The organism is Microvirga massiliensis (genome assembly GCF_001006805.1).
Taxonomy (GTDB): Bacteria; Pseudomonadota; Alphaproteobacteria; order Rhizobiales; family Beijerinckiaceae; genus Microvirga; species Microvirga massiliensis.
This window is the reverse complement of sequence record NZ_LN811355.1, coordinates 99,320-115,544: the sequence shown is the minus strand read 5'-3', so window position 1 is coordinate 115,544 and position 16,225 is coordinate 99,320. Positions and strand designations below refer to the sequence as shown.

Genomic DNA, 16,225 nt, shown 5'->3' with positions numbered 1-16,225 from the left:
GACATTCAAAGTTTGGAGGAATGGGTGCTGCAGGTTAGGGGCTGCAGCACGGCCCGGCAACGTTCATCGTGTTGGCCCGGTTGACCCGTTTGCCGCAAGGGCCTATGTCCCGCCGACCCTTCGAGCGCGTAGCTCAGCCGGTAGAGCATCTGACTTTTAATCAGAGGGTCCTGGGTTCGAGTCCCAGCGCGCTCACCAAATTCTCAAGATTTTCCAACGAGATTTGGTGACCAGTAGTTAGAGGAAGTAGCTTTCAGGTCACAACCAGGTCACAACCAAGAAAGTTGACCAACTGAGGTGGGGAGGCACTCCGCCTCGCAGTGGCTGATAGAGGCTCGGGGAGCACAGAGTTTCCGGAAGGCCATCCTGGTCCGTCCAGACACCATTCCGGAATCCCTTTATCTGTACGCAGACAGCTACTTTCTCCACTGCCGGAGTTAGGGTGACGGCAGGCCGTTCCATCTCGGACCGATTCCAGCCTGCCCGTCGGCGGCGCGATGTCGGAGGTCAGCGCACAAGCCGTCCGGGTCTCCCGTCCGGTCGGCACAGCCGCCGTGAGGCGCGCCGGCTCTTTCATGGCTGCCCGCCGGCGGACGACTATGGGTGGGCCAGATCGGCTGGCCACCGGGGTCATATGAAGAAGTTCAGGTCCGAGCTGGAGGAGGGCGTCATGCTGGTTTCGGGCGAGAGCGGCGACGTCATCAATCTCGCGGAGATGACCGAGGCGGACAACTGCTACCCTATCCGCTACACGGATGCGGACGGACGGCTCACTGAGTGCTGGCGGAACGAGGCGGCAATAGAGCCCATCTGATGTCGGCGCCGACCGACACATCGAAGCCCCGGCACCGATCGGGGCTTTCCGGTATCCGGCCCCTCGGATCTCCTTGATGTCGTTCACCAATTCCCAGGCATCCCACCGCCACGAAGCTTGACGGTGCGGCTCCCGGGGCTCATCTTTCGGGCCGGAACATGAGGGGAGGCACACATGGCCATCCATCCAGAGACAGCCGCTTTCGGCATCGCATACGGCATGGTCGACATGCTGCGCCGGGCCGGGCAGGTCGCCGCGAACCGCCGGGATCAGCAGGCTCTCGATGCTTGGGCTCACGAACTCGCCGCCGCCCGGGGCAACGCCTCCGAGATGGCCTCGGTCGCCGCGATGGCGATCCGCGAGGTCGCCGACCTCACCGCCGAGAACGCCGAACTGCTCGAGGAGGTCGCCCACCTGCGCCGGGTCCTCGCGCAGCGCAATCGCGCCCTCGAGGCGCTGCGCCGGCGCCAGTGAGCGACATCAGCGTCCCGCTGGTTCTGTCCGAGGAGCAAGCCGACGCCCTCGCCGAGATGGTCAAGCGATTCGGCAGGGACGACGCGCAGCGCCTGTCCGCCGACGAGGCCGAGGAGTAGGCGATGGTCGAGGCCGTGATCGCGATTCGACCTGCCTTGGCGGATGCCGGGTTCGCGCCGCGGTGACAAGTGCGAGGAGATCGCACGGATGACGAGACGATACGACCTGATCCAAGTGCTGGACGATGCCCGCACCCCTGAGGAGGCCCGACGGGCGGTGGGTGCGCTCCTTCTCGAGGAATGGCCCTTCATGCCTCCGGACCTCCGCGAGATCAGCGCCACCGCGCTGTCCGGCAATACGAAGACCGATTGCGAGATGATCGTGCGGCGGGCGATGCCTTCGATCTCTACAACCGCTCACCGCGTGGACCCTGATGGCGCTCCGTCCAATAAAACACCCAAAACGCCGAAGTGGGTGTTTTATTGGACAGTCGGCAGGCTGCGCCCTGACAGGAAGAAGGCTCCGGCCTCCCAGGGCCTTCTTCGTGCTCCGTCAGTGATCGTCCCCACTCCCGTCCGGCTGGGGACGATCACTGATATCAGGTTGGCGGCCGCCTTCGTTCCCTGGTTGTGATCTGCCCCACTCCCCTCCAGGTGGGGCAGATCACAACCAGGCTGCGCGTCAGCGATTGACTCCATCTCGCACGGAGTGGAGGCGATCGCTCACATCTCAGTGGAGCGGCTTGCGCTCGGTGCGGTGCCCCTTCGCGGCGGCGATGCGGGAGCCGAGGGCGTCGCGGTCGCGGAGGACCGCCCCGATGCTCATGCCTGCCGTCGCGTCGCGCGGCGGCAGCGGCCCGAAGTCCGTCTCGTCGGGGATCGGCAGGCCGACGATCCCGGTCCGCTTTCCGGCGATGGCCCTCTCGCAGACCTGGACGCCGCTCGTCGCGAGCTTCAGGAGCTGGCGCTCGTCGAGGCTGAGGAGCCAGGACTGGAGATGCGCCGGGAGCTGCTCGATGTCCATCTCGTCCCGCTCGTCCCGCGTCGCCATTGCGTAGCGGTGCACGAACCGGGCCTCGAGGCTGCCGTCGGACTCGGGAGCGGCGCCCCGCGGCGTGGCGACCTTGTGGGCATGCCTCAGCATCTCCCGCTGGAGGGCGAGGTCGGTGAGCGCGTCGCGGACATCCGCCATGCCAGGGTCCGGCTGGGCCTGCGGGGCCGGGGGAGCGGCCATGCCTCCACCCCCGGCGAGGCCGCGGGCCACGGCCCCGGGGACGGCAGCAGCAGCGCCGAGGGTCGCCCCGGCCAGCTTACCGCCGCCCTCGACGACTGCGGCGGTGCCGCGCAGTGTGGCTCCCGGCAGCTTGGCGACACCGCGGATGGTGTCGGGCACGAGGCCGACGACGGCCTTCGTGGCGGCGGTGGTCGCCTCGCCGAAATACTCCCATGCAGGCTGCGTGACCCGCTCGACGATCCAGCGCCCGCTCTGCTGGCAGAACCGGATGCTGAACGAGGCGAGTGCACGCAGTGCAGCCGTGACGGCACGTGCGAGCGCTTGAATGAGGCCCATGATCCCCTCCTTGCAAGTCGGCCACTGATGGCGACACAAAAAGGATTGGTTGCGTAATCGCATGACGCAAACTCCGCCGACGAAGAGAACTCCTTGGATTTTTCGGACAGCTTCCGGCAACCACTTCGCCCTTGTCCGAACTTCTTCAGTCAACTGATTTTGCATTGCTGGGGCTCGGCTGATGCCGTTGCGCGCTTGCGGCCGACGAACTCGCGCAACACCCTATTTCTGCGGGGCTCAATGGCGACGAAGGGAGGAGCACATGGGCGGGAGGCAGACGGAATTCCGAGAGCTCCAGCGCAACCTGGGGCTGTCGGCAAGGGAAGTCGCCGATCTCATTGGCAGGAGCGTGTCAGTGGTTCACCAGTATCGCAGCGCAGGAAAGCATGCGCGCATCCCACCGGAGGATGTCCTGAAAGTGATGCGCGCCGCGTGGCGCAAGAAGGCGATGGAGAACCTGGAGCAAGCCATCGCCACGATCCGCGCCGTCGGTCTCGACATTGATTGGACGAGCCTCGAGGTGATGCTGGAGGGGCGGGGGGTGGCGCCGTCCGGGCTTCCTGAGCGGCGGGCTTGCCGCTCAACCCGCATGTGGCACCGCACAGGCGACCATATGATGCACAGAATTGTGGATGGCGACTGCCGGGCCCGCAAGTTCAGTGATCATCCCTTGGGTTACGCCCATCCGATCGGGGATCACTGCTGCCGCGTGGAGGGGCGATGATGTCTGAGATTGAAACCCTGATCCGCAGCCATGGCGGTCGCTCTGTCGGCGGTTCAGAGGCACTCTTGCTACGTCGCCGCTCACACAAGCTCGCCACCATCGGCGTCCACGCGGCGGGACACGACGTGATCTTGTCGCAAGCCACCAAGACCCATGGCGGCGAGATCGTTGCCAAGATTCTGGACTGGGCAAGGGACTGTGTTGAGTATGCGGCGTTCCCGTCCCGGGAGGCCGCCGATGCCTTCATCGCCGACATCGCGCCAGGGACCCAGCGCACGGTCATCGACGAACAGGCGCCGCCAGGAGCACTCGAGATCGCGCTCTTCTAGGCAGGGCCCATCCACTGCGGAGCACGAGCTTGAGGTGACCAAGCGCCGAGGCGCTCAGTATCGTGCTTTCGATTTCGGATATGTCCGATCCAAGGCGTGGTTTGCGACGGATATATCCGAATCCGCACGCCACGAGCGGATCCCGGATCGTGATGAACTGTTGCGAAACACCAAGTTGGGGTATCGGCTCCGAGGAGGCGGTAGCTTTTCGAATCTTTGGCGACCCGAAAGTTTGCGAGTTGGAAATGAGGGAGAGGAGACAGGCTTAAGTCGCCGCCCGCGCCGCCGCGCACGAGCCTCAAACTGCGGCGCAAGCTCGCCGGATGGGATCCCTCCTACCTGCAAACCGTCCTCGCCGCCCGAACCCGTTAACCTGGATTCGGAGCCCTGGACGAATAGCCCCTTGTTTGAACGGAGCACTAGGTCCGACGTATCTTCGGTAGAAGCGTCGGCTTTTTCGCATAGAGACGATCGATAAGATAGTACAAGCCGTGGCAGGTTGTGACCAGCAGGTGCGCCAGCACGAGGTTGAAGCCAACTATCACGATGGCCCGAAGGACGTCCTTTGCGCCTTGAGCAGTTTGAGCGCCGGACCAGCCAGATATTGCATTGACGGCACTTCGCGCCGGGGCGGCCGCGACAATTAACATTATCGCGCCGACTGAAAGCACTAGGGATACAAACGCCAGATAGCCGAACATCGAACAAACGTACTGGCGTCGCGTGAGGTATTCCTCCAGGTCTTCTCCCTCGGCAGGGTTTGGGACAGGCCGGCTGATCCTTCCCACCTCAATCTCGCCGTCGAGATCGCCGACTGACGAGGCAAAGCTTGCGACACCCACTAGAGCGGCTATGTAGAAGCCGGTGAGGACAGCCGCAAAACTACCAAACCTGTCCAAGAATCCCTTATCGCCAAAGTAGTTCGCGTCGAACAAAATAAACGGCGCGCTCATCACGGCGACAACAACCAAGACCGCGACCGAATTTCGCCTGAACAGCCGACGTCCACCCTCATCTTTGAGGGATAGATAGCTTAGCGGATATGTTAGGACGCTGCCGCGCACTTCCACTCTACCCCTGCCGGATCAGACTCAACACTTTTGTTACCACTTCATCAACGATATCGACGGAACACGCGTCGAGCTCTGTCTGAAAATTCAGTTCGTCCGACCGGACGAAGAGCACCTCCTTTGCCTCATCTTGCTTGTCGAGTTTGACCGTTCGGCGGCGCTGGTCATCGAGTTCTAGGTCGACGCTGAAGTCGGTCCATCCGGCCGATTTCGCCCTCCTGATCATTGCGGGAAGATGATCACGCCAATTGCCGTTGATTACCTGCCCCTCGACCCGGATCCTCATCGTTTCGGTTTGGGGACGAAACAGGCCATCGGCATCAACAAAATCCGCTTTTGCCGGCCGGACTAACGTAATGTAGCTGAGAGTTCCACCTTTGAGTGCGCCAGTGAGCGTTTCCGAAGGGACGCCTACCGGCTTAAAGGTGCTGTAGGTGTTGATCTGTTTCTTCTTCCGCTCGAAATCGTACTCGTAGGCGTGCAGAGCTTGACCGATTACCCGCCTGACCACAGCCATGCTGATGCCGGGGATTTCCTCGAGCGCGGCCCGGTAGGTTCCCTGCCGTATTGGATCATCCAACACGATCAGATGCGCCGAAACGGATTGTTCTTCGCCCTCGTGCTTCTCAGCTTTACGAATTGTCACCTTCTTCCCAGCCTTCTGCCTAGCCTTCTTGCGGTAGGTTGGCTCGGCAGCAGATGGCGAGGCGCGATGAAATAGCATTTTCAGCGCTTTGCTCTTGGCGTCGTATGCCACTTCCATCAGCTCGACAATGTCGCCGTTCGGCTGAACTTCTAGTGCTTTCTCCTCATCTACACGGGAGCTTAGAGCATCGAAGATACTGAATTGATTGGCTTCGGAAAAGATCGGCAGGTGGGGAGCTCCGGTATGTCGCGGCGCAAAGGAGAACTCGAAGCGCCGAAAGAACCGAGAGTGCTTTTCTAAGAACACTGCATAACCTCTCCCGCGAAATCTTGGCGCATTCAAATCGAAACCCTATGGTAGAGTCGAGTCGATGGCGGTTTTTCCTGTTGATGAGACGACAGTTGCGCCGTGCTCCCTGCCGACATAGGCGACTGGAGCGCGGCAAGAGTTGGTGTGTTCGCCAGAGAAACGGTGGCCGCCAAAATGACCGTTATCTGCCCGTTGCGGTCATTTGCGGCGCCTGAATCGAAGGGCAGCTTCGGCTCAACTTCGGTCATAGAAGAGACTCGGGGAACGTCCGCCTTTCTATGTCCGGCGGACCGTTTTGAAGATTACCTGTTATCAGGACCAGCTTCATATCACTCGTCGCGCTTTCCTTCGCTCAGGGGCGCCAAACGGCCGAGATGACAGGGAGCGTGAGCGGAGTCATGGTAGCCCAAGGGGGCAACATCATGGGACTTAGGTTTCGCAAGTCGATCCGGCTCGGGTCAGGGGCACGGTTGAATCTGTCGAAGCGCGGAGTCGGGCTCAGTCTCGGCGGCAAGGGGTTCACGCATTCCATCGGCCCGAGCGGCCGCAGGACCACGATTAGCGCCCCGGGCACAGGGCTGTCCTACACGGCGCACCATAAGAGTGGGCGCAGCAGAGGCGGGGGGATCGGCTCGACGATCCTCGGCCTTGTCATTCTGGCGATCTTTCTCGTCTGGCTGCTCGGGTAATGCCGGGGCGTGATAACCGCGCTCACGCGAAGCAGCCCAAACGCAGCGGCGGGATTGTCTCCGGCCTCATCAGCTTGGCCGTTCTGGGGTTCTTTTTCGCCTGGCCTTTTGGCGCTTGGACGATCCCGAGCGACTGGCCTGTCTCGAGCGCCCCCAGCCTTGGTGGGTTCGTCATCTTCGTGGTTTTCGCCTTGTGGCTGTTCGGGTGATACCGAGTCCCGGCCCTTGGGGTGATCGTTCCCCCGACGATCCCGCCCGCCTGCATCGGGCACTGATGCGTCGCCGCCGGTCTACATGCTGCAAAATACCTGCGGCAGTTCGGCTTGCCGGCGCTCGCCGCAGCGACGGGAGGGGCGGCAATATGGCCTACCTGTCGTCTGAGACGTTGCCGGGCTTGCGCCCAGCGCAACCTCTGAGGTCAAAGTCTGGCCGAGCGGCGGTTCCTTCCGCAATTGCGCTGCGGCGCGGGCAGCCCGGCTATGGTTCGCATCTCGATGCTGATGGCGATGGCATCGCCTACGAGCCGTGGTTCGGCGGTCGCCGGTTCTGGTAGGCCCAGCGCGTATGCTCAAACCGAGGGGAGGGGGCTCATGCAAGAGGCAACCATACAAATCATTATCGGTGCTTTGATCGCAATTGGTGGGCTGCTCGCCCTGCCAACGGGCGTTGTGCTGTTGTTCTTCAAGTCGAAGCGATCACTCGGCGCGAAGATGATATTTTTTAGTCCCATTACTTTGATTGCCGGTGTGTTTATGGCTGGCACCGGCTACGACGCCCAAAAAGCGAGAGAATCCGGTGTAGCCGCAGCTCAGCCTGCTCCGCCCCATCTATCCGCAGCTCAGGGAGCCGCGCGTGTGAAGGCAGAGGAGGAGGTAAAGGTAAAGGCCGATACCTTCGACCCTTGGCCGTTCAAGACGGACGAGATCACCCTCAGTTGCGAGTTGAGCCGCGTCTTCGTTACAACCCCCGATGGTCGTCGATACGCGGTGAACGGGACGGCAAGAAACTTCGCCCCTGAGCCGCGCATCCAGACAATCCAGGCGCACTACGATATCTCCGCTGTCATTCGACGAGGTCTCGAGCTTTGCGACACCGGGAGTAGACCCATCCGCATCGCCGCTCCTGTGCGGGTCGCTCCGCCTGAACCGGATCCACCCTCGTTGAAGATCGAGGCCGGCGGCCTGGGCACAGGCTTCTTCGGCACGGTCGAAGCCAACGAGGTGATTGACGGGAAGCGCCCCGAACTAACCTTTGCGTGCAAGCCCGGCGAGCCGTTAGGATTACAGCTGGACCTCATTCGAGCGCCGCAGACGGCTCCGCCCCTGCGAGGAGTCTTCGGCACCTTCCAAATAGACGGCACCGAGCCGGTGAAAGTCGAACTGGCTTGGGTGGGACTGAACGGGCAATGGTTGCTCCAGCGCGAGACGGACCAGGATCGGGTCTTACAGGACGACCGGCTTGCACGAGCACTGCTGAAAGGGCAGCGGGTCACGTTCACGGGGCCAGCAGGGTTCATCGCTCACTCCCGCATCACTTGGGCACTCGCGAGCCTTGGTGACCACTTCGACGAAATCCGAAAGACCTGCGGAGTTCGGGGTGCGGTAACCCAGGATGAGGTGGAACGCAGCTCTGGACCGATGATCGAAGTCAGGATCTCCGCGGCCACTGACGGCACAGCGAGGCCTATCATAACCGGACAGACGAACCTGCCCGATGGTGCAGAATTGCTGGTCAGCGTGTGGAGGCCAAGTGCTCACTTCATGGCGCAACACAAGGTGCCTGTCATAGGAGGGGCATTCAAAGCAGGACCGTTCGGCTCGCGACAAGGCCCCCTCCATCCTGGCGAATACGAGGTCAGCGTTTCGATGTCGATCCCACGTAACCAGCCGGCTTCCGTTCAGGCGGTCATCGGCGACAAGGGCCAAAACCTCAAAGGGCCGCATGTAAGAGAGAGCGGCATCGGCTCGGGAAATGTCGTCGATTATGAATTTCCACTCGTAATTCCTGGCGATAGTACCCAAGGTCTGCCGAAGGAGTGGAGAACTATCACGCACGACTTCTGCACTGCCGATCAAGCAGGTAGCGCCTGTCCTGAGCTAAGTATGAGGCTCGATACCGAGCAGAAGGTTGAGCAAAAATTCGGCTACAAAGTTCGTGGCGAGCGCGGCACCGAGGTATTCGGCGTTTGCATGAGGGCCCTCATGGACTTCAAAGGAAGCGAAGCGGACTGCAACAAGGCTTGGGCGGATTACGGTTGTCAGGGCCAGAAGCACGCTCGGCTGCTTTACATGACCGGGAGCGGGAAATCTTTCTGCAAGTACTGAACGGCGCTGCTTTGCCAGACGTCATCGGCCTCGCCCCATGCTGGCCGCCTGCATCTCGGTCCAACTCGGGCGTGTGTGAACGGACCGACTCCCGCACTTCGAGCACTGCAGCCTGACATCGAAATCGGAAACTGGGAGGACATCAGGCAGGCCGTCGACGTTGAGCGTCGCTGAATGGCCGCAACCGATCGCCTCGCAGAACGCATCGATAGAGCGGACGCTGTGCGCGCGCATGCCGGTGAGCATCAAGGGCGGGATCTCGTGGCCGTGCTCATTATAGGCCCGGCGGGGATTGCGGCGCATGGTCCACCCTACACGGCGTTGTAATCCTCCGGCGCTGGCCACGAGGTCACGCGCATATTCTTTTCCCCGCGTGATCAGCTCCCCGGCCGTAGCAAGACACGCCTGCTGCCGGCAAGGATTGGAGAAACCGCGAACGCCATTCACTCCGCTGCACAAGCCGGCGAGAGCGTTGAAGGTCTTCAGGATCTTCTCCGCCGGTCAAACCCAGGCTGCCCCTTCGCCCTCAATTTTTCGCGGTCGAGATCTTCAGTTGGAGATCGTTAAAGAGCCCTCTGATGACGCCATCCGATTCCAGAAGGCCGCCCTTATAGAGAGCCAGGAACTGGTCAATGTTGTCTCGCAGGAGCGGCTTATATTCGGCGGCGGTGCTGAGGTGGTCCCACACTTTCCAAACGACCACCGCCAGGAACGCGACCACGCTCATCGCGGTGCCCAGGGGGATCGCCACTACACTGCTGCGTGCTGCGCCTCTCGTTGCCATCGCCGTCACAGCTCTCTGGGCAGCGGAACCGACAAGTGCCATGGATGATCGGGTGACCCGATAGCAGAAATTTTCCCGAATTGTGTGGACACGAAGGGCGACGCGGCCGCGACGCTCACGCCAGTTGTCGTTGTGCCAGTCAGAAGCGCCCTCAAAGTCATCGGCACGCTGCTCGCGCCTTCCGTGTCACTGACCATAACAGTGGCGCGGTCGACGTATTCCTCCCATTGCAAGGGCGGAATCTCATGCTGCTGCAGAACATTTTGAAGTTTGTCGGTGAGCGAGGCGACGAAGCGCGTCGCGGACTCGTGCGCAATCCTCTCGATGCGCTCCTCGACCACGGGAGTCAGGATAACCCGCACGCCAAACTCTCGCGCAACACGCCGTTGGAGCTTCTCGTCAGCGTCGACCCCTCCCAGGAAGCTCTTCGCGTCGTCGAGTAGAGAATTGAAGCCGAGACTCTTCTGGGTCAGCCAGCCGAAATACCAATCCAGGAAGTCGTGATCGAGGCGGTCCATGATCTCGGCATGGAGCTTATCGAGTTCTGCACGGGAATGCCGCAATGTCTCGGCCTTCGTATTCTGCACGTGCTCGGACAGCCCGATCGACTGATCGACCGATCAGACAACTGGCTGCGCCCGCCGTCCGGTGTCAAATACGTTTGGGAGGAGCTGCTGGATGATGGGCGCCCTGTCTAGGATCAGGAAGACCCAGGTCAGAAAGATCGCGAGGCGGACGGGGAAGCGCATGGGACAGCTCCGAGAGTCCGGCGGCAACAACAATACGGCCACGCTTCAATAGTTCCGCCGACCGGGAAAATCCTCGCCCACGGATTGGTATGTGGAGTCGGTCCGCGCCCACGTAGACCTTCGCCTCTGCGGCGAACCCGAGCTGTCGCGCCAGCACACGATCATTCGCGTGCGCGATAAGACCGCTGACCATGGACGGCCATTCGAAAACCCGATCGGGCTGTAGCAGAGCAGCGACGGTGCGTCAGTAGAGGGCGTCGTCATCCATCTCGGACTGGAAAACGGGGACAGAAAGCCCCGCGTGAGCGATCAATCCCTCGACAGTATGCCGGAACTCCTCATCGGTTTCGGGGGCAAGATGGATCGCCTCGCAGAGGCAGGGCATGTCAACAGGAACGAAGACGCCCCTCTCTGGCACACGGACGCCGAATTCTTCGGCTAGATCGAGTTGGAGCACCGAGCGGAACTCCTGCTCGTAGGCGAAGCTTCGGTGTTTATGAAAGAAGCGCCCAAGCCCGAGACTGCCCTGCATGTGATCGGTGCGATAGTCGATGTAGCGCACCGGCCCTACCCAGACGCGCTCCTCCGCGTAATGGGGTTCGATCCTGTATGGTCGAAGGGCCGACAGCAGCAGGTCGACAGTCGATCGGATCGCAATCCCCCGCTTCTCACGCACGTACTGGCTCCACATGGCCGCGGATTCGCCTTCGTTCATGTGCCAGCAGCTGATCTTCGTCAGGCGCCGTAGTTCCTCAAAAGCCTTCGAACTGTGCGCTATCATCGGCTCTAGGATGTTCTCCCGCAGGCGGGCGACTCATGGGCGCGGGATCGACCCTTCGAACTTGTCCTCAAACTCGCGGGCACTTGCAAAATAAAGGGCTTGGCGCTCGACCAGTGATTGGAACTTCAGAAGGTCGAAATAGCGCCACAGCTTCGTCGGGCCCGCGACCGGGCTGAGTTCAGGAAGCACGCTTACTGCCATGTCAATCAAGTTGCCTGTTTTCGAGGGATAGAAAAGGGCTCCCTAGCAGGTCAGCCTCACAGATCTAAAGGTTCTCCAGGAGCCTTCGTGCCTCGGCGGTCTCCCCGTCGGTGAGCTGGCGACGCGCGAACGGCTGGGGAGCCTCATGGCCAACCGGAATGAATACGCGCGGCGCGGGCGCTGCCGGTTGGGCAACAGTAAGGACAAGAGTCGCGGCCGGTGCCGCTAGCGCGCTTGCCCGATGGATAACGCCGGGAGGAAGCCGATACGCGGTGCCGACACCGTGGATTTCATCTGCAAGCGGGCGAAGGACGACCCGAGCGCCTGTCCTAAGCACTGAGGACTCCTCGGCAGAATAGGCCACCTCCAGAAGCTCGTGGTCACCATCCTGGGCTGCGACCGCTTCGAACGTCTCATGACGTAATGCTCCGCGCAGAACGAGTGAGTTCAGCTCGTAAACGTGATCATGGATTTCGCTCGCAGTTTGTGTCGCTGGAACATGCCATCCCTCTGGCCACAGGTGATAGCGCAGGCTCATGCCGTTGGACACGACCTCGGATGCATAGAGGAAGCCCAGCGGGTGGCGCCGAACTTCGGTGTTCAGTAGGGACCCCATCCGAGACCGAAAGAATGACACGGCCTGAAGATGGTCGTACTCGGTAAGTTGGCGCACTGCTGGAGCACCCCGCAGAAGAGAGACAATGTTATTTGCCATATCGATTTGCCTTTGAACCCAGCAGATGCCGGGCCGCATCCACAATAGTGGCGTCGTGAGACGGCAGGCCCTTGATCATGGTCAGCACCTTGTCATCAAGCGCGTCAGTTACTTCGGACGGGCCTGCAGGCACCAAGTCCCAAGTTACTTTCCGGCTCTGTGCGAGTTCGTTCTCGACGGCGTCCCTGAACATCTCAAAGTACGGATTGCCGGAGTTCGTGAGGATTGCGGGTAATTTCTTGGCATCGCGTGTGATCAGGGCGCCGGAATTCGACAGGTCGTAGCGCAAGACCGGGACCGAGGGGCAAAGACCGATCTCAGCCTTGAGATAAGGGTTCCGCGAACAGGCCAAGACGACCGCCGAGATCGTGGCAAGCACGTTCGCGGGGAGGGTATTGTCGTCTGCAGCCTCTCCAAGTCCCTGTTTCAGGCGTTTGTAGAGGATGCTATTGGTGCCCTGGTCCGGATCAGGCATGACAAGACGGATTCGGACGTGGCGACGCTCCCGCCGGGCGAGATTGTCGAGACGGGGGAGCACGACAGAGCGGAAATAGGAACCGCTCCGACCCCAGAACCAATAGTCGGACGCGTTAGCGGGAAGGTTGATAATGCCGTCACCGATCTCGACATCGCGAAGGGGTACGACTTCGGCGTCGCGCAACCCTGGAGGCGTGATGAGGACATAGAAGAGATAGGTGACGATGAACACGGCGACCGTCGCGGCAAAGTTTCCGAGGAAGTTTGCCGCGGATTCGCGCAAGGTTGATCCGGCCGGCACATAGGTCGTGATCACGAGCAGCAGGAGCAGGAGTACGCCGAGCAGGATGCCGAAAAGTGCGAAAAAGCGCAGGATTGTGTAGCGGCTGCGCAGAACCGCTCGAAGCGAAGGATCAATCATGACGGACTATCTCGTGCGGGCGCACGATGAGATTGGCGTTGCATCCAGCACGGGCCATTCACCGGAAGCGATTCCGTGTTCGCTCACCTCCGGCGCCGACCTGTGCCAACTGTTGGGCTACATGATTCCTCGTCGCCAATCGACCTCAATTCACAGAGGAAGCACGCGCTGAAGACGACAAATTGGTCAGAGACCGCGCTAGGACTAGTCGCTTTTGCAAGCACTTAACGAGCACAGACGCCAAAGGTTACGCCGTTACCGGCCTTGGCCACAATGCGCCAGAACCAGAGAGACATTCTTATCCCGGTTTCGTCCTCGGCGGAGAACTCGTCAGCCTCATCCGGGGTTGCGGGATGCAGGCGATAGCGGCGCGACGGGGTATCGCTGAACCATTGATCATCCGGTTACATCCTACCGCCGCCCATCCCCCAACTGGCTAATTGAGCCATGTCCGCCTTGCGGGTTAGGCTCGCGCGCAGCCAAACCATTTGCTTCTGGTCGGGACGGGAGAGGGCCATGCCAGCATCATCGCTCAGCTTCAGAATCGCGGTTTCCTTGGCCGTCATAGGCATCCTGATGGGCATCGCCATGGCAGCGACCCAGAACCATGCCGTGATGCCGGCGCACGCGCATCTCAACCTGCTTGGGTGGGTCTCCCTGTTCCTCTTCGGCATTTACTACAAGCTGCATCCCGCTACGGATGTGAGCCATCTCGCGAGGGTTCAGATCATGGTCTGGACGGCGGGCACAGTCGTTTTGACGATTGCCGTCGCAGCAATCCACCTCGGATACACGGCCGCCGATCCAGTTGCTGGAATGAGCTCTCTGGTCGTCCTCACGGGCATGGGGCTGTTCGGGTATCTCGTGTTCAAACCCGTCTCGTCCCAGACGCGGGCTGGATCACTTCAGCCCGCTGAGTAACTTCGGGCGAGGAGTCTCGACCTATCCAGCGCTTGGTTCCGAGCAGGAGGGGGCGAGTCTGACTTTGGGGGGTGTCTTTCACGAGAGCCGAATCCCTGCAAGGCAGGCACTATGGCCTCCATTCCGGCGATGGTGGGGCTTGTCTCCCCTGGAACTTGAGACGCCCCGGCTATGCATCGGTGCGCTCCGGTAGGGGATCATCTCTGCCGACTGCCTGAAGCATGGGCTTGCTGTCGCTTTATGCAGCGGCCGCGAACTCCCGAAGGGCTGTCGCCAGGGCGGCATCGTCGCGATGATTGAGACGCCTCGGAGTCTCCCAGTTGCCGCCGAAGGTTGTGCCGCCACCGGCTCTCGCCACGATGCGCCAGAACCAGAGGGATGGTCTCATCATCCCAGAATTGTCATCGGCGCAGAACTCGTCAGCCTCGCTCGGAGTCGCGGGCCGCAGGCGATATCGACGCAATGGGTTGTCCTTGAACCATTGCTCATCCGCGAACATGCGGCTCCCTCCGTCCTCTGGACTGGCAAGGATCCGCGCTCACGTCTCGTCTCCTGAGCGCGCCTGCTCGACGAGGCGATACTCGGTCCCGATGGGAGTCCCGAAGGAGATGCTCATCGATGCGACATCGAACCGATGACGACGGTGGGGGAGCCCGAACCAAGCTGCCTGTTCGGGCGGAAGGTCCAAAGTGTTGCCGGCCGTCAGATCAGGGTTGGCACTGTCGGCGAAGCGAAGCAGGAAATCCCACACGCAGCCGCTCGGGAGTCTGATCAGGCGCGCGGAGGCCAAGTCGTTCTGCAGGTCCTCGATGTCCTCGTCGCACAGGTCCGCGCGAAAGTAGGCTGGTGTCAAACGCATATACTGTAAGCCTCGCCCAATCACGCGCTGGCGCATCACATTCGGAGACTGATGGTCTGAGTGCAATTGCTCTGGATGGTTTTCCGTTGATCAGCTTGCTGGCCTGTCTCAGCTTAGGCCAAAAAGCTGGGGTGCGGCTTAGGATGCTTGGCGCGCCTGACTGCCTCCGGGCGGTCGTCAGAACATTTGCGCATCTGCATGCATGGGTGCCACAGGAGCGAGCAGGCGACTCCATCACCCAATCTCGTTCGCTGACCTGTTGCCGACCGCCCTTTGATCGCTCTCCGCTAATACCGTTGGGCGAGGCTCTTGCCGCTCATGTGGCTCAATGGATCAGTGCGTCTACGACCACCCCACCATTCAGCAATTCGGCCGAGCGGTATTATGCTCGAGTCAGGAATGTGGCGGCGGGTTAAATCGTGAGCATCTGGCTTCCTCGGAATGTCGCCATTGCGGCCGAAAGCTTTGAGGTGCTGTCCAAGAACGGAGCGCCGGTGCCGATTGGCCGGCGCAGCATGGCGAACGTGCTGGTTCTCTATTCCTTTAACGACCCGGCCGGGATCGAGCCGGGCGAGCCGGGGTGGGCGTCTGCCCGCATGAGCGTCTGGGCGAGGCCGGATTACGGGGGCTACAAGGCCGCCTGGGACGAGGCGAACCGGGAACACAAGATCGGCGAGGCGAACGACTGGGCCCCTCTCGGAGAGGTGTCGGACATCGATCACGTCTACCCCCAGAGTTGGACCACACTCCCGGGCAAAGAGGTCGCCTATGTGCGCCTCTACCCAGTGTGGAGTTCGGTCAATCGAAGTCTGGGAGCACGCGATGAGAAGAGGGGCCTGAACAACGGCTCGGTCAAACCCCTCTTCCGAGGCGGGATCGCCTATGCGGACAAGTATCAGGTGTTCAAGATGCTGGGCGTCCACGCATTTTGAAGCCGTGGTGACCAGAGCCGCTTTGCTGCGCGTCACAAAGCTTCACTGACGTCCGACCGGCAGATCGCAGCAACAGACAGGATCAGCTTGTGGGTGCGCTGCGCCGTTTCACCAGTCCACGGGCCCCGCGCGGGGGTTCGCTCGGCCGCATCACCGCGAGCACCGGATTAGGAAAGTGCTCCAGGGTTGCGCCGGTCGATGCGTCGGCGGCCATGCCGATGACGCCGCCCAGCAGGATGTTGCCCGCGAACCCGGCCGCTCCGGATCCCGCGACCCGCGTCGGGACCGGGATTTGCTCGTCCTGGAAGCCGTCCTTCTTGAACACGGCGATGAACTCGGACTTGCGGCTAATCTCCAGGGTGCATGGCGTCTGTGGACAGGCATGTCCAATGGACGTCCGAACCTCGGCTCCGGGCGGCTCGGAATTGAAGGTGACC

The 16,225-nt window shown here is 61.3% G+C and carries 26 protein-coding genes and 1 tRNA gene; 14 read left to right on the top strand and 13 right to left on the bottom strand.

Annotated elements, in window-relative coordinates:
• The first annotated feature begins 122 nt into the window (after positions 1 to 122).
• The 5 genes from BN1233_RS18950 to BN1233_RS18935 all read left to right on the top strand — a co-directional run bounded on the left by BN1233_RS18950 (position 123) and on the right by BN1233_RS18935 (position 1,921).
• A tRNA-Lys gene (locus tag BN1233_RS18950) sits at positions 123 to 198 on the top strand.
• A 472-nt stretch (positions 199 to 670) separates the two neighbouring features.
• Complete coding sequence (locus tag BN1233_RS18945; RefSeq protein WP_244470628.1) at positions 671 to 814, top strand: hypothetical protein; 144 nt, start codon at positions 671 to 673, stop codon at positions 812 to 814.
• Between the two features lie 174 nt (positions 815 to 988).
• Entirely contained in the window at positions 989 to 1,288 is a 300-nt protein-coding gene (locus tag BN1233_RS18940; RefSeq protein WP_046865171.1) for a hypothetical protein, read from the top strand.
• Entirely contained in the window at positions 1,285 to 1,407 is a 123-nt protein-coding gene (locus tag BN1233_RS50570) for a hypothetical protein (RefSeq protein WP_280139377.1), read from the top strand. Before BN1233_RS18940 ends, BN1233_RS50570 begins: the two co-directional genes overlap by 4 nt.
• 88 nt (positions 1,408 to 1,495) lie before the next feature.
• Entirely contained in the window at positions 1,496 to 1,921 is a 426-nt protein-coding gene (locus tag BN1233_RS18935) for a hypothetical protein (protein ID WP_147707386.1), read from the top strand.
• A gap of 96 nt (positions 1,922 to 2,017) precedes the next feature.
• On the opposite strand, the gene BN1233_RS18930 is transcribed toward BN1233_RS18935, so the two are convergent.
• On the bottom strand, positions 2,018 to 2,857 hold the full coding sequence (locus BN1233_RS18930) for a hypothetical protein (RefSeq protein ID WP_046865169.1): 840 nt from the start codon (positions 2,855 to 2,857) through the stop codon (positions 2,018 to 2,020).
• Positions 2,858 to 3,119: 262 nt separating this feature from the next.
• Between BN1233_RS18930 and BN1233_RS18925 the strand changes: the two genes are divergently transcribed.
• Complete coding sequence (locus BN1233_RS18925) at positions 3,120 to 3,581, top strand: helix-turn-helix domain-containing protein (protein ID WP_046865168.1); 462 nt, start codon at positions 3,120 to 3,122, stop codon at positions 3,579 to 3,581.
• Positions 3,578 to 3,910, top strand: a complete 333-nt coding sequence (locus BN1233_RS18920) for a hypothetical protein (protein WP_147707385.1) — start codon at positions 3,578 to 3,580, stop codon at positions 3,908 to 3,910. The genes BN1233_RS18925 and BN1233_RS18920 overlap by 4 nt, the downstream gene beginning before the upstream one ends.
• A gap of 419 nt (positions 3,911 to 4,329) precedes the next feature.
• Here the strand turns inward: BN1233_RS18920 and BN1233_RS43100 are convergent, their stop codons facing one another.
• Together BN1233_RS43100 and BN1233_RS18910 are read right to left on the bottom strand one after the other, a co-directional pair.
• Positions 4,330 to 4,980, bottom strand: a complete 651-nt coding sequence (locus tag BN1233_RS43100) for a hypothetical protein (protein ID WP_048707403.1) — start codon at positions 4,978 to 4,980, stop codon at positions 4,330 to 4,332.
• Position 4,981: 1 nt separating this feature from the next.
• Complete coding sequence (locus BN1233_RS18910; protein WP_046865166.1) at positions 4,982 to 5,932, bottom strand: hypothetical protein; 951 nt, start codon at positions 5,930 to 5,932, stop codon at positions 4,982 to 4,984.
• A 401-nt stretch (positions 5,933 to 6,333) separates the two neighbouring features.
• Between BN1233_RS18910 and BN1233_RS43095 the strand changes: the two genes are divergently transcribed.
• The 4 genes from BN1233_RS43095 (at position 6,334) to BN1233_RS43090 (ending at position 8,948) form a co-directional block, all read left to right on the top strand.
• Positions 6,334 to 6,624, top strand: a complete 291-nt coding sequence (locus BN1233_RS43095) for a DUF4236 domain-containing protein (RefSeq protein ID WP_052763853.1) — start codon at positions 6,334 to 6,336, stop codon at positions 6,622 to 6,624.
• On the top strand, positions 6,624 to 6,833 hold the full coding sequence (locus BN1233_RS18900; protein ID WP_046865165.1) for a hypothetical protein: 210 nt from the start codon (positions 6,624 to 6,626) through the stop codon (positions 6,831 to 6,833). The genes BN1233_RS43095 and BN1233_RS18900 overlap by 1 nt, the downstream gene beginning before the upstream one ends.
• Before the next feature lie 65 nt (positions 6,834 to 6,898).
• Entirely contained in the window at positions 6,899 to 7,177 is a 279-nt protein-coding gene (locus tag BN1233_RS51135; RefSeq protein ID WP_425311725.1) for an excalibur calcium-binding domain-containing protein, read from the top strand.
• 37 nt (positions 7,178 to 7,214) lie between these two features.
• Positions 7,215 to 8,948, top strand: a complete 1,734-nt coding sequence (locus BN1233_RS43090; protein ID WP_048707408.1) for a hypothetical protein — start codon at positions 7,215 to 7,217, stop codon at positions 8,946 to 8,948.
• Between the two features lie 526 nt (positions 8,949 to 9,474).
• Here BN1233_RS43090 and BN1233_RS18880 read toward each other — a convergent pair.
• The 7 genes from BN1233_RS18880 to BN1233_RS18860 form a co-directional block, all read right to left on the bottom strand.
• Positions 9,475 to 9,699, bottom strand: a complete 225-nt coding sequence (locus BN1233_RS18880) for a hypothetical protein (RefSeq protein ID WP_046865162.1) — start codon at positions 9,697 to 9,699, stop codon at positions 9,475 to 9,477.
• 38 nt (positions 9,700 to 9,737) lie between these two features.
• Positions 9,738 to 10,319, bottom strand: coding sequence for a hypothetical protein (locus BN1233_RS18875; protein ID WP_046865161.1), 582 nt, complete (start codon positions 10,317 to 10,319; stop codon positions 9,738 to 9,740).
• 33 nt (positions 10,320 to 10,352) lie between these two features.
• A complete protein-coding gene (locus BN1233_RS50565; protein WP_280139378.1) occupies positions 10,353 to 10,481 on the bottom strand; it encodes a hypothetical protein in 129 nt (42 codons plus the stop codon).
• A gap of 244 nt (positions 10,482 to 10,725) precedes the next feature.
• A complete protein-coding gene (locus BN1233_RS18870) occupies positions 10,726 to 11,157 on the bottom strand; it encodes a hypothetical protein (protein WP_187144323.1) in 432 nt (143 codons plus the stop codon).
• Positions 11,158 to 11,295: 138 nt separating this feature from the next.
• Entirely contained in the window at positions 11,296 to 11,463 is a 168-nt protein-coding gene (locus BN1233_RS47095) for a hypothetical protein (RefSeq protein WP_154678278.1), read from the bottom strand.
• Between the two features lie 64 nt (positions 11,464 to 11,527).
• Positions 11,528 to 12,178 (bottom strand): hypothetical protein, encoded by a 651-nt coding sequence (locus BN1233_RS18865; RefSeq protein ID WP_048707420.1) that lies wholly within the window; start codon positions 12,176 to 12,178, stop codon positions 11,528 to 11,530.
• The gene (locus BN1233_RS18860; RefSeq protein WP_046865159.1) at positions 12,168 to 13,076 is read right to left on the bottom strand and encodes a hypothetical protein; all 909 of its coding nucleotides are present in this window, start codon (positions 13,074 to 13,076) and stop codon (positions 12,168 to 12,170) included. Before BN1233_RS18860 ends, BN1233_RS18865 begins: the two co-directional genes overlap by 11 nt.
• Between BN1233_RS18860 and BN1233_RS47090 the strand changes: the two genes are divergently transcribed.
• On the top strand, positions 13,075 to 13,248 hold the full coding sequence (locus tag BN1233_RS47090) for a hypothetical protein (protein ID WP_154678277.1): 174 nt from the start codon (positions 13,075 to 13,077) through the stop codon (positions 13,246 to 13,248). The two genes, BN1233_RS18860 and BN1233_RS47090, sit on opposite strands and share 2 nt — an antisense overlap.
• A 344-nt stretch (positions 13,249 to 13,592) precedes the next feature.
• On the top strand, positions 13,593 to 13,997 hold the full coding sequence (locus tag BN1233_RS18855; RefSeq protein WP_046865158.1) for a hypothetical protein: 405 nt from the start codon (positions 13,593 to 13,595) through the stop codon (positions 13,995 to 13,997).
• Positions 13,998 to 14,235: 238 nt separating this feature from the next.
• Here the strand turns inward: BN1233_RS18855 and BN1233_RS18850 are convergent, their stop codons facing one another.
• Both BN1233_RS18850 and BN1233_RS18845 read right to left on the bottom strand, forming a co-directional pair.
• Positions 14,236 to 14,496 (bottom strand): hypothetical protein, encoded by a 261-nt coding sequence (locus BN1233_RS18850; RefSeq protein WP_046865157.1) that lies wholly within the window; start codon positions 14,494 to 14,496, stop codon positions 14,236 to 14,238.
• A 39-nt stretch (positions 14,497 to 14,535) separates the two neighbouring features.
• A complete protein-coding gene (locus BN1233_RS18845; protein WP_046865156.1) occupies positions 14,536 to 14,856 on the bottom strand; it encodes a hypothetical protein in 321 nt (106 codons plus the stop codon).
• A gap of 419 nt (positions 14,857 to 15,275) precedes the next feature.
• On the opposite strand from BN1233_RS18845, the gene BN1233_RS18840 reads away from it, so the two are divergent.
• Positions 15,276 to 15,788 carry a hypothetical protein gene (locus BN1233_RS18840; RefSeq protein ID WP_046865155.1) on the top strand — a complete coding sequence of 171 codons (513 nt, stop codon included), beginning with the start codon at positions 15,276 to 15,278 and terminating at the stop codon, positions 15,786 to 15,788.
• Between the two features lie 82 nt (positions 15,789 to 15,870).
• Here the strand turns inward: BN1233_RS18840 and BN1233_RS18835 are convergent.
• The coding region (locus tag BN1233_RS18835) for a hypothetical protein (RefSeq protein ID WP_046865154.1) at positions 15,871 to 16,225 on the bottom strand (355 nt) is incomplete at its 5' end.